This window comes from Candidatus Eisenbacteria bacterium (genome assembly GCA_013140805.1).
GTDB lineage: Bacteria > Eisenbacteria > RBG-16-71-46 > RBG-16-71-46 > RBG-16-71-46 > JABFRW01.
The window spans coordinates 1-11746 of sequence record JABFRW010000151.1; the positions used below are offsets into that span (position 1 = coordinate 1).

The following is an 11746-nucleotide window of genomic DNA, read 5'->3' on the forward strand; positions in this document are numbered from 1 at the left end:
GTGCTGGAGCGGGGGTAGCGGAGCGGGGCGGGCCTGGGCGTCAACCGCCGCGACCAATCAGATTGAGCCCGACTGGATCGCGCGTCCATCGAGTTACCCAGTTGCTACTTGCAGGTACCGACGGATGCTGAGGCATAAACGCCCCCGACCATTCCCGTGGATGCTCGCGAGAACTTTCCAGATTGTTTGTCGAGCACGAACGCATCGACCGATCCCGAACCTGAAGCGACCAGAAGCAGCGTCATGGACCTCGCATCTTCGTTCACCTTTTGGAGTGGCGACGTCATGCCGCTCTCGAACAACACGCTCGGGTCATTCGAGAGCAATCCGACGAACGCTAGCTTGTCTCCGATCTCTGCGCGATCCGAAGATCTGACGACAGTGCCCATGAGCTTGTCCGACATTGCGAACGCCGGTGTACCCGCTACTTCATCCAGATTCAGGGAGTGACTGTCTGAAGCGCCGCCGCAACTGGAACACGCCAGAGCAAAGCCGAATACGACAAGCGACTTGAGCATCGAGCACTCCTCCGAGGGCTTGAGTCAACGAGTGTGTTATCGACCTCAGGCGGCGACTCTCTGATTCGACTTCGTGAGCTTCACTCCGTCCGCTTCCACGCCTCCGCCGGACCTGTGGCAACGCTATTCGACTCGTGTCCAGTTCGCGGGAGGATGGCGCACGCGTGCTCCCTTGGCGAGCAGCTCCTCGTGCAGCGCGTCGACATCGCTCACGCCAACCCACACCCAGCTTCCGGGATGTCCCTGATCACCCACGGCGAGGAAGAGATGACAATTGTTGCGGGTAACTGAGGCAAAGGAATTGCCGTCGTCATCCCTCCAATCCAGGTGGAAGCTGAGTACACCGACATAGTAATCGAGGCTGGCTGCGAGATCGTTGACGCGCAGGACGGGCGTGACGCGGCGGAAGGCGACGGGCGTGGGTTTCGGGGCTTCCGGTGGTGACATGGTGCCTCCTCCCAGCCCTGAACGTACTGCCGGCGTCTGGAGGCGTTGAGGATTCCGCCCTAAGCCTCCCCCATCCCAAACACCGTCACCTCAGGCCGCACGTTGAACCTCACGCGGTAGAGGTGCCCGAGTCCGCGGTTGATGTACACGCGTCGCCCGTGGCCCAAGTCCACCTCCCCCGCGGCGTAGCGGCGATTCCTCACCGGCAGAATCAGCGGCGGTAGGAATGGCGGGCGCACCTGGCCTCCGTGCGTGTGGCCGCTCAGCACCCAGCCGTGCGTGTCGCCCCACTCGATCACGTCGCAACCATCGGGGTTGTGGCAGAGCGTGAGCAGCGGTCGCGTGGTATCCCGCCCAGCGAGTGCGGCGGCCACATCGAAGCGCGGCCCCCACACGTCATCGAACCCTGCTACCTCGAGCCCTTCCACTTCGATCCGCTCGTTTCGCAGCACGCGAATGCCCGCGTCCTCTGCCAGCCCCTGCACGCGATGCGCGATCGACGGCTCGTTCCAGTTCCGCCCGTAGTCGTGGTTGCCCAGGATCCCGAGCGTCGCAATGCGCCCCTTGGGGATATGGCGCATCACCTCGGCCACGTTCGCGAACTGCGCATCGCCGAGTCGGTAGCGATACGTGATAAAGTCGCCGGTCACCACCACAATGTCGGGGTTCAGGGCTGCCGCGCGATCAAGCGTCTCGATCAGGTAGCGCGAATCCACGCGTGGCCCCACGTGCAGGTCACTCAGCTGCATGAGCCGCTTGCCGCGGAGCGCCTCGGGCAAGCCCACGAAGCGCATCTCGCGTTCTACGAACTCCACCCAGTGGGGCTCGATGCCCACCGCCCAGGTGCCGAGCGCGGCGAGTCCACCGGCGGCCATGAGCGACGTGCGCAGGAAGCTGCGACGGCTCTGGCGGCCGAGGGCCACTGGGTCAGCGCAAGTCCGTGACCGCCGCCGGCGGCGTGATGTCCGGGCCGCCCGACGTCTCGAGGGCGCCCATGTCGGGCGCTGCACCGCCGTACGAGTCGTTCACGCCGAAGATCCGAATGCCACCGTCGATCCCGGGGCTTCCGGCGCGCAGCCGCACGTCGCCGCTCGCCAGCGAGGTGAACATCGGATCGCCCGAGCGACCGTTGATCTCGAATCCGGTCGCCGAACGCAGTGCCGCAATGGTCGAGTAGTTGTTGCCCTTCCAGCGGAACAGCGCGGCGTAGTTCGAGTGGATCAGGTCGCCGTTGAAGGTGTTTCCGGTCTGGCTCTCTCCGGTGTCGTCGGTCACGCACGCGGAGCCGTTACCCACCAGGATGTTGTTCATGAAGTGCACGTTCGAATACGGGCCCGACGGCCACACCGACGCGGTGTTGGTGAGCGAGCTGGCGAACGTGTTGTGCATCACGTACACGTGGCCAACCGACGAGATCGAGCACTTGTAGCCGCGCACCGAGAAGTTCGTGAAGGTGTTGTACATCACGTACTGCGGGCCCTGCAGGCTCGGCGCGATCGAGATGCCGCTGTAGACGTCGTTGACCGTGTTGCCCCAGATCCTCGTGTTGATGCCGCTGATGGTCTCGGGCTCGATCGCGTCGTCTCGGGTCTGCGTGATCACGTTGCTGTAGACGTCGCTGTCGGCGCCCACGTTCTCGTCGGTCTCGCCTCCGGCGATGTCCACACCGTCGAACAGACCCCTGAACGTGTTGTAGCGCATCACCACACCACGACCGCCACGGTGCGAGATCCCCTGGATCTCCTCTTCGTGGCCCTTGGTGGCGTCCCACGGCCAGGTGTAGATGCGCATGTCGCGCAGGTAGTTCCGCTCGAGCACGTCGTCGCGGGCCCCCGCGCGCAGGAACACCATGCGCCCGCCGATCGTGTGCACGTAGTTGTTCGCGATGGTTCGATTCGAAGCGCCGAGCAGTTGAATGGCAGCGCCGTTCGAAGTGGTGCCGAAGCAGCGGATCTCGAACCCGCGCACCTGCCAGTAGGAGTCGTCGATGTAAACACCCACGTTGTGGCGACCGACGTGCATGGTGTGGCCATTCGGCGACGAGCCGTCCTCGAGCTTCACGTACAGGCGCCCGCCCGAGATCACCCAGCCCTGATTCACGCCGCCGGCGTTGGTCTGCAGCCCCGAGAGGCTCGCGTGGCGGTAGAGCCGCTGCGTGCTGTCGGCGGCCACGATTCGGGTGGCGCCTGAGTAGGGCACGCTGAAGACGCCGCCGCCATCGGACTGCCAGTCGCTGCGGTTCAAGTAAGCGGGATCGGAACCGTCGAGCACCACGCCCGCGCCGTCGGCGGTCAGGTAGATGTTCGCGGCCGCGGTTCCGCTGCGCGGTGAGTCCACGAGCTGGTAATAGATGCCGGCGCGCACGCGCACTCCGTCGCCGGGCTGCGCGCGATTGGCGGCGGCTTGAATGGTGGCGTAGGGCGAGCCGCTCGAGCCGTTGTTCGAATCGTTGCCGTTGGTCGCCACCCACCAGGTGCTGCCGCTCGGCGTGGGCGATGCGTCCTTGCGCGTGCGCGTGGCGCCGGTGCCAGTCGCCGCGCCATCGGGATCGTCGATCACGGCGCGCACGTCGTAGGGCGAGTCGGGCGTCAGCCAGAACACGCTGCCGGCCCAGCGGGCGCCACTGATGCGCGTCATGTCGATGCCGCGCGTCCAGCTCGCGTCGCCGGTGCGGCGCCACTCGAGATGGGCGGTGGCATTGGCGTTGGCGTCGCCCGAGTAGTTCAGGCGCGCGCCGACGGCGTGGAAGGTGGGGTACAGCTCCAGCGTGCCGGCCGTCGAGCCGTTCTGGGCCGCGGCCTCGGAGGCAGCAAAGAGGAACGGCAAAGCAAAGATGAGGGTCCGTGCGCGCATGGATGCCTTTCCGCATCACGGGGCGCCCGTGCAGGCTGCACGAATCACCTCGCGAAGTTCCCTGGATGCGCCCGCGGCGTCCCGGCCATCCTGGGCCGGGCGTCGGACCGCGGCAGTGTCACCCGCGGTGCGAAGGTCGTGCAAGCGCAGCTTTCGCCCCCGGCTCGCGAGGAGTCGCTCGCGAGCCGAAGGTCACGCTCGAGCGGTGCCAGCGCTCGGGCGCATGGGGTCATACAAGTTCCATGCCCCGGTGGCTCGTCACGGGACCGTCAATCCATCCCGCGGCCTCGAGGAGTCATTTCCGGGTGATCGAGACATGCGATAGCCTCGATGCCCCATGGAAGAACGCGAGCTGATCCACGACTGGAACGAAGCCGGAGAACGCTGGCAGAAGCCGGCTTTCCGCGTGCAGTTCGACGACGAAACGCTGCGTGACGGCCTGCAGTCGCCGTCGGTCAAGACGCCAGCCATCGAAGACAAGCTGCGGCTTCTGCACCTGATGGACCAGCTCGGGATCGACACCGCCGACATCGGATTGCCCGGCGCGGGCCCTCATGTGGTGGCCGACGTGAAGCGGCTTGCCCAGGAAATTTCTACATCGCGGTTGAAAGTACGCGCGAACTGCGCGGCCAGAACACTAAAGCAGGACATCACGCCGGTCGTGGAGATCGTGCAGCAGACGGGCGTTCCGATCGAGGTCTGCACCTTCATCGGTTCGTCACCGATCCGACAGTACGCCGAGAACTGGACGCTCGACACCATGCTGCGCCACACCGAAGACGCGGTGAGCTACGCGGTCTCGGAAGGGCTGCAGGTGATGTACGTGACCGAAGACACGGTGCGTGCTCGCCCCGAGCAGCTGCGCCAGTTGTTCCTGACCGCGATCCGCTGCGGTGCCAGCCGCCTGTGCCTCTGTGACACGGTGGGCCACGCGACGCCGACCGGTGCCGCCAACCTGGTGCGATTCGCGAAGCAGGTGGTGCTCGAGAGCGGTACCGACGTGGGGCTCGACTGGCACGGCCACTGTGACCGCGGCCTGGCGGTCGCGAACACGATCGCTGCGATTCTCGCAGGTGCGACGCGCGTGCACGGCTGCGCGATCGGGATCGGCGAACGGGTCGGCAACACGCCGATGGATCAGCTGCTCATCAACCTGCGACTGCTGGGCTGGATCGACAACGATCTCTCGGCACTGCCCGAGTACTGCGAACTCACCAGCTCGACGACCGGCGTGCCGATCCCGCCCAACTATCCGGCGGTCGGGCGCGACGCGTTTCGCACCGGGACCGGCGTGCACGCGGCAGCGGTGATCAAGGCGTTTCGAAAGGGCGAAGACTGGCTCGCCGATCGCGTCTATTCGGGCGTGCCGGCCAGCATGATCGGACGCCGCCAGTCGATCGAAGTCGGGCCCATGAGCGGCGAGAGCAACGTGATCTACTGGCTCGAGAGCCACTCGATCGAGGCGACTCCTGAACGCGTGAAGGCGGTGTTCGCGCGTGCGAAGAGCGTCGATCGCATGCTCGAAGACGCCGAGATCCGCGCGGTGCTCGACTCGCTCGCGGCGTCGGGAGTGCGGGCGTGAAGCGAGCAGCGTTGCGGCTCGCCTTGCTCGTGAGCGTGTGCGTGGGCGTGAGCGGTGTCGCGATCGCCGCGCCGGCCGCGACCCCGTGGAAGCCGGCAGCGACAGCCGCCAGGCCTGGAGTACCGGGCGTCGATCCCGAGCAGCTGGTGCGCGACATTCAGGCCAGCGAAGAGCAAGGCCTGTGGCGGATCGCCGCCGACAAGCTGCAGCTGTTGCGCTCGGGCGTGCCGGCGGACCCCGATCTCGATCTGTGGCTCGCGTGGTACGAGGCGCGCGCAGGGCGCCCCGATTCGGCGCAGGTGCTGCTCGACAACCCGGTGCTCATGAAGGCGGCGAACGACAGCCTGCCGATGTCTCGCTGGCAGGAGTATCCGTGGAAGCACTCGGGCGCCTGGGGCACCGGCCGCTTCGAGGGCTGGCACTGGTACGTGTGGCGCACGCGGCTCGAACTGGCGGCCGCACGCGGCGACTGGAACGCAGCACTCGCCGCGGCACGGCGCTCGACTTCGATTCGCGAAGTGTTCGCGCACGACTGGTGGTTGCGCGGTTTGTGCGCGGCGCAGCTCGGCAAGTGGGACGAAGCGCGCGAGTCGGCGACGCGTGCGATGGCGCTCGACCCGATCCTGCCCGAAGCGAAGTTCCTGTCGGGCTATCTCGCGTGGCGAGACGGCAGGCGCGAGGTCGCGGTCGAACGTTTCACCGCCGCCCTGGCGATCGACACGACCTATCACGATGCGGGGCTCGCACTGATCGGCGTGCGCCGGCGCGGCAGCAAGCCGCCGGCGATGCCGACCGCGATGCTCTCGGGACTGAGGCGCGCAGCGCTGCTGATCAGCCCCGAGGGGCCCAAGATGGAGACCTTCCAGCAGTTCGACCTGTCGCCGAACATCGTGGGCCGCGTCGATCTGCCGATGCTCGCGGCGACCGGCAAGACCGAGGGTGCTCCGGTGCGCATCTTCATCTCGCTGCTGCTCGATGCCGAAGGCGACGTGGCGCTGGTCGACGTGCCGCACTATCTTCCGTCGCAGCTCGACCCCGCACGGGTCGCTCAAGTGATCGCCAAGATGCGCGACTGGGACTTCTCGCCCGCGATTCGAAACGGCGAACCCAGGCCCGCGTGGGCATCGCAGGACTTCACCTTCCAACCCTGATCGATTCGCCGCCGCCGCGCGGCCAGCTCGAGGAGTTGCCATGTCGAAGACCCACACCATCGCGGTGATCGCCGGCGATGGCATCGGCCCCGAGGTGGTGCGAGAGGGCCGGCGGGTCCTCGAGCGCGTGGCCGCGATCGAAGGCTTTCAGTTTCGCTGCACCCCCTACCCGTTCGGCGCCGAGCACTACCTGAAGACCAAGGAAGTGTTCCCGGACGCGGCATTCGAAGAGGTCAAGCACCACGACGCGATCCTGCTCGGCGCAATCGGTGACCCGCGCCTCGAAGTGGGGCTGCTCGAGTTCGGCATCATCGCAAAGCTGCGCTTCGAGCTGGACCTGTTCGTCAACTTGCGCCCGGTGCGCCTGTACGCCGAGCACCTGTGCCCGCTCAAGGACACGCGCCCCGAACACGTCGACTTCACGGTGGTGCGCGAGAACACCGAGGACGCCTACGCCGGCATGCGCGGCTTCTTCAAGAAGGGCACACCCGACGAGATCGCCACGCAGGAGATCATCTTCACGCGCAAGGGCGTGGAGCGGGTGATCCGCTACGCGTTCGAACTGGCGCGGCGGCGCAACAAGCGCAAGAAGCTCACGCTGATCGACAAGGCGAACGCGGTGCGAGCGATGGACCTGTGGACGCGCACGTTTGCCGAAGTCGGCGCCGAGTACCCCGACATCGCGCGCGACCACCAGTACATCGACGCGGCCTGCATGTACGTGATCCGCAACCCGTCCGACTACGACACGGTGGTGACGAGCAACATGTTCGGCGACATCTTCACCGACCTGTCCGCGATGATTCAGGGCGGGCTCGGTGTGGCGGCGAGCGGGAATCTGCACCCGGGCCGCGTGAGCTTGTTCGAGCCCATTCACGGCTCGGCCCCCAAGTACACGGGCCGCAACGTGGCGAATCCGATCGCCACCGTGCTCGCGGTCTCGATGATGCTCGACTACCTGGGCGAAGCGGCGGCTGCGGTGCGACTCGAGCAGGCGGTCGAACGGTTGCTGGTGTCGCGGCGCCTGCCCTCGGTCGGCACAGACTCGGGCTTCAGCACCACGCAGATCGGCGACCTGGTGATCGAGGAGCTCGCGGCGGTCGGCTCGGGGCACTAGTCGCCGCCACCTCGCGACTCGTTCGGGTCGTCGCGCGGCACCTTCTTCTCGAGCCAGCGATAGACTTCGAGCACCAGCAGCGCGATCGCCGTCGTGATCGAAGCGAGCGCATACGCGCGCACGCCCACCGCCACTCCGATCGCAGCCGCGGTCCAGATGCTCGCGGCGGTGGTGAGCCCGTGCGTCATGCCTTCGCGCCGGATGATGGCACCGGCGCCGAGGAAGCCAACACCCGTGATCACGCCATGAACCACGCGGGTCGGATCGTAGGTATTGCCAGGGGCAATCGCAGCCGCGTGCGCAGAGATCAACACGTAGACCGTCGAGCCGACGCACACGAGTACGTGAGTGCGGAGCCCGGCAGGCTTGCGACCGGCCTCGCGTTCGAGGCCGACCAGCGTTCCCAGGCCGAGAGAGACCAGCATGGGAGTCAGTTCTTCCATCATGAGAGCACCTCCTTGTGCCGGGGCATTATCGGCAACCAGGGGGCGCGGCTCAAGCGCGCAGCGAGCTAGCGCCTCTCGAACCGGGGCGGGCGCTTCTCGAGAAACGCCTGCAGACCCTCGGGGGTGTCGTGGCTCGCGAACATCATGCCGAACAGGGCGCTCTCGAAGCGCAGCGCCTCGTTGAGCCCGGTCTGGAGCCCGCGCTGCACCGATTCGAGCACTGCGGCGATTGCCAGCGGCCCGTTCTTGAGGATCGCCAGGGCGAGCTTTTCGGCCTCGTCGAGCAGCTGATCGCGCGGCACCACCCGATTGACGAGCCCGATTCGCTCGGCTTCGTCGGCCTTCACACGCCGCGCGGTCAGCATCAGCTCGAGTGCCCGTCCCGGCCCGATCAGTCGCGGGAGCCGCTGAGTGCCGCCGTACCCCGGGATGATGCCGAGCGTCACCTCAGGGAGCCCGAGCACCGCGTTCTCGGACGCGATGCGCAGGTGACAGGCGAGCGCCAGCTCGCACCCGCCGCCGAGTGCGTAGCCGTTGATCGCGGCGATCACGGGCTTGGGCGACAGCTCGAAGCGGTCGTAGACGCGCTGGCCGAAGCGCGACGCCTCGACGGCCCCGCGCGAATCAAGCGCTGCCAGCTCCGCGATGTCGGCGCCGGCGATGAAGCTCTTCTCCCCCTGCCCGGTCACGATCAGCGCGTGCTGCGCCGGATCTTCGACGAACGTCTGGGCCGCCGCGTCCAGCTCGATCAGAGTCGCGCGGTTGAGCGCGTTCAGGACTTCTGGCCGGTTCACGGTCACGATCGTGACCGCGCCGCGCGTTTCGACGAGCAGGTTCTGGGGAGGCGCTGCGGAAGTGGTCGCCATGGCGGTCGCTCGATCCGGGTTCGGGTGAGGCGGACTGCGTTTCGAAGTGGCGCAGTATAGGAACCTGATCGCGCCACTCACAAGCGTGTACGATCGCGCGCCATGAGCCTTTCCCGCGCGGTGCGCGTCGTGTCGGTGATGGCAGCACTCGCGTGCGTGGCGTTGCTGGTCTGGGCATTGCTGGATGCGTTCCGGTATCCGGTCGAATCGCTCGCGACGCGGGTGCCGAGTCGCACCTCGCTCATGCGCACGCGCGAGGCGCAGGCGCAGCGGGCCGGGCGGCCGCACGCGATCCGCCAGCGGTGGCTCGGCTACGAGCGCCTCTCGCCGCTGTTGCGTCGCGCAGTGCTGATCGCCGAGGACGACGCATTCTTCGCCCACGGCGGGCTCGACTGGAACGAGCTGCGCGTCTCGGCGCGCGCCAATCTCGAAGCGCGCAAGGTGGTGCGGGGCGGCAGCACGATCACGCAGCAGCTGGCGCGCAATCTGTACCTGAGCGATCAGCGCACGCTGACCCGCAAGCTCACCGAGATGGTGCTCGCGTGGCGCCTCGAACGCGCCCTCAGCAAGCGGCGCATCTTCGAGCTCTATCTGAACCTGATCGAGTGGGGCGATGGCGTCTACGGGGCCGATGCCGCGGCGCGCCACTGGTTCGGCCACTCGGCGAGCGAGCTGACGCCACGCGAAGCGACGGCACTGGCGGCGGTGATCATCAACCCGCGTCGCTTCTCGCCGGTCGCACCTTCGAAGCGCATCGAGCGGCGCATCCGGATGATCGCGCGACGACTCGAGCGGCGCGGAGCGCTGACGGCCGAACAGACGAATCAGGCGCTCGGGCTTCCGCCTGCCGAGCGGCCAGACGCCGCGCCCGCGGATTCGATGGAGCTCTCGCCGCCCGAGCCGATGCCGGCGGCGGAACCCGCGCTCGACTCGGCGGGCCTCAGCCCCCCAGAGCTTCCTTGACCAGTCGCGCCACGGTGCCGCCCTCGGTGCGGCCCCTGACCTGCGGCATCACCGCGCTCACGACCTTGCCCATTTCGCGCGGGCTCAGGGCTCCGGTCGAAACGACGGCGGCCTTCACGATCGCACGCAGCTCGTCCTCGCTGATCGCCAGCGGCAGGTAGCGCGTCGTCACCACGATCTCGACCTCCTCGCGTGCGGCGAGGTCGTCGCGGCCGAGCTTTTTCAGCTCCTCGATCGCTTCGCGGCGCTTCTTGGCGTAGCGCTGCAGCACCTCGATCTCTTCGTCGGCGCTGAGCGTGGCGTCTTTGGGCTTGCGGGTCTTCGCTTCCATGAGCGCCGACTTGAGCATGCGCAGAGTGCCGAGCGTGTCGGCATCCTTGGCCTTCATGGCTGCGGTCATGTCGGCTTGCAGGCGCTCGAGAATCGTGGGGTCGGACACGAGGTTCCCTCCAGGTTCCACACGTCACAACGGCCACCTCGACGAGCGAGGTGGCCGTTGCGAGTGAATCGGTACGACCTGCCGGTGAACTACCGGTAGTTGATCTTCAGCCCGCCCCACGAACCGAGCTTGGTCGGGGTCGCGCCACAGCAATCGGCATCCGAGAACATGATCGGGTTGCCAGGGAAGCCGACGTCGCACAGCTCGTCGTTGCCGCCCGGGTAGATGTTGTAGCTGGTGCACGGCACGCACGCGGCGGTCGTGATCAGACGCGGAATCGTCGCGCTGGTGTTGCAGCCCACGCCGCCCGACACGAAGCTCACGCGGATGAACACCGGACCGCTGACACAGCAGCCAGGCGCCAGCGCCATCGTGAACAGGAAGCTGCCGGCCGCGCCAGGCGCCAGGTTGTAGTTGACCGGCTGGCAAATCACCGACGCCGGGTTCGGGAAGTAGCAAGCGGCATCACCGCTCGCTCCGACGACGCTGATCTGCACCGGCTGGGTACATGCAACCGGGAACTGCAGAGCGATGTTGATGTTGTTCAGCTGAACCGCGCCATTCGCGCAGCCGCAGCTCGCCGGATCGATGAGCGTGAAGTACTCGTCGTTCGGCGGGAGCAGATAGTTGATGTTGAACGCAGCCGCACCCGTGACACCGAGCTGGCAGGTAGCCTGACCGGTACGCGGCGGGCCGACCTGAACGCTTTCCAGCGTCTGGCCCTGGAGTTCAGTGATCTCCGGAGCAGGCTTCGCCGCAAATGCGGTCGTGGCGGCGAGGGCCGCGATCATCGTGAGGGTGGCGGCCAGCGAGAAGCGATAGCGCATGGGAATCCCTCCAACGGGCAAGCAGGGCCGCCCGCAAGGTCGAAATCGCCGTCCACGCTCGTTCGTGATCGGCAGTTCTCCCGGAACCACCGTTCACTCTGTCAGGCTATCGTGAAGCAGTCAAAGGAAATCCGCAGATTGCACGGTCCTGAAACCGGTTTCATGTGATTTTCGCGACGCGCGGGGGCTCGGATCACTCGCTGCGAGACAGCTCCCGCTCGAGTCCGAGCGTGAAGATCAGGTTGTCGCGGCTGGTGAAGTCGTAGCGACTGTTGCGCTCGAGTCCGAGGCGCAGCATGCCCCAGGCGCCGTCCAGAGAGGCCCCGAACGAGCGGCGGCTGGCGGGCGAAATCGTGAGCTGCAGCCAGTCATTGCGCTCCGAGGCGAGCCGGACGCGCATCGGGACGACCCACAGACCGTCGGCTCTCGGATCCCGGATCACATCGAGGCTCGCGAAGGAGTGAGAGCCGAAGTAGAAGTCCGCCCCGGCACTCGCCACCCACGCGGTCGAGTCGGGCCACACGATCGGGCTCGCCT

The 11746-nt window shown here is 66.9% G+C and carries 13 protein-coding genes; 4 read left to right on the forward strand and 9 right to left on the reverse strand.

Features of this window, described 5'->3' with window-relative positions:
• Nucleotides 1–104 precede the first annotated feature (104 nt).
• The 4 genes from HOP12_11895 to HOP12_11910 form a co-directional block, all read right to left on the reverse strand.
• Nucleotides 105–518, reverse strand: a complete 414-nt coding sequence (locus tag HOP12_11895; GenBank protein ID NOT34856.1) for a hypothetical protein — start codon at nucleotides 516–518, stop codon at nucleotides 105–107.
• Between the two features lie 123 nt (nucleotides 519–641).
• Nucleotides 642–965 carry a hypothetical protein gene (locus tag HOP12_11900; GenBank protein NOT34857.1) on the reverse strand — a complete coding sequence of 108 codons (324 nt, stop codon included), beginning with the start codon at nucleotides 963–965 and terminating at the stop codon, nucleotides 642–644.
• Between the two features lie 59 nt (nucleotides 966–1024).
• Entirely contained in the window at nucleotides 1025–1840 is an 816-nt protein-coding gene (locus tag HOP12_11905; GenBank protein ID NOT34858.1) for a phosphoesterase, read from the reverse strand.
• Between the two features lie 52 nt (nucleotides 1841–1892).
• A complete protein-coding gene (locus HOP12_11910; protein ID NOT34859.1) occupies nucleotides 1893–3818 on the reverse strand; it encodes a hypothetical protein in 1926 nt (641 codons plus the stop codon).
• A 337-nt stretch (nucleotides 3819–4155) separates the two neighbouring features.
• Between HOP12_11910 and HOP12_11915 the strand changes: the two genes are divergently transcribed.
• The 3 genes from HOP12_11915 to HOP12_11925 are packed head-to-tail and all read left to right on the forward strand — an operon-like array spanning nucleotide 4156 to nucleotide 7668.
• A complete protein-coding gene (locus HOP12_11915; protein NOT34860.1) occupies nucleotides 4156–5400 on the forward strand; it encodes a 2-isopropylmalate synthase in 1245 nt (414 codons plus the stop codon).
• Nucleotides 5397–6551 (forward strand): tetratricopeptide repeat protein, encoded by a 1155-nt coding sequence (locus HOP12_11920; protein NOT34861.1) that lies wholly within the window; start codon nucleotides 5397–5399, stop codon nucleotides 6549–6551. The genes HOP12_11915 and HOP12_11920 overlap by 4 nt, the downstream gene beginning before the upstream one ends.
• Nucleotides 6552–6591: 40 nt before the next feature.
• The gene (locus tag HOP12_11925) at nucleotides 6592–7668 is read left to right on the forward strand and encodes a 3-isopropylmalate dehydrogenase (protein ID NOT34862.1); all 1077 of its coding nucleotides are present in this window, start codon (nucleotides 6592–6594) and stop codon (nucleotides 7666–7668) included.
• Here the strand turns inward: HOP12_11925 and HOP12_11930 are convergent.
• Nucleotides 7665–8114 (reverse strand): MgtC/SapB family protein, encoded by a 450-nt coding sequence (locus tag HOP12_11930; GenBank protein NOT34863.1) that lies wholly within the window; start codon nucleotides 8112–8114, stop codon nucleotides 7665–7667. The two genes, HOP12_11925 and HOP12_11930, sit on opposite strands and share 4 nt — an antisense overlap.
• A 65-nt stretch (nucleotides 8115–8179) precedes the next feature.
• Nucleotides 8180–8980, reverse strand: coding sequence for an enoyl-CoA hydratase (locus HOP12_11935; GenBank protein ID NOT34864.1), 801 nt, complete (start codon nucleotides 8978–8980; stop codon nucleotides 8180–8182).
• Nucleotides 8981–9082: 102 nt separating this feature from the next.
• Between HOP12_11935 and mtgA the strand changes: the two genes are divergently transcribed.
• Entirely contained in the window at nucleotides 9083–9943 is an 861-nt protein-coding gene (gene mtgA / locus HOP12_11940) for a monofunctional biosynthetic peptidoglycan transglycosylase (GenBank protein NOT34865.1), read from the forward strand.
• Here the strand turns inward: mtgA and HOP12_11945 are convergent.
• From HOP12_11945 to HOP12_11955, 3 genes are all read right to left on the reverse strand, one after another.
• The gene (locus HOP12_11945) at nucleotides 9921–10382 is read right to left on the reverse strand and encodes a GatB/YqeY domain-containing protein (protein ID NOT34866.1); all 462 of its coding nucleotides are present in this window, start codon (nucleotides 10380–10382) and stop codon (nucleotides 9921–9923) included. The genes mtgA and HOP12_11945 overlap by 23 nt on opposite strands.
• Before the next feature lie 89 nt (nucleotides 10383–10471).
• Nucleotides 10472–11209 (reverse strand): hypothetical protein, encoded by a 738-nt coding sequence (locus HOP12_11950; GenBank protein NOT34867.1) that lies wholly within the window; start codon nucleotides 11207–11209, stop codon nucleotides 10472–10474.
• 193 nt (nucleotides 11210–11402) lie between these two features.
• Nucleotides 11403–11732, reverse strand: coding sequence for a hypothetical protein (locus tag HOP12_11955; GenBank protein NOT34868.1), 330 nt, complete (start codon nucleotides 11730–11732; stop codon nucleotides 11403–11405).
• Nucleotides 11733–11746: the final 14 nt, after the last annotated feature.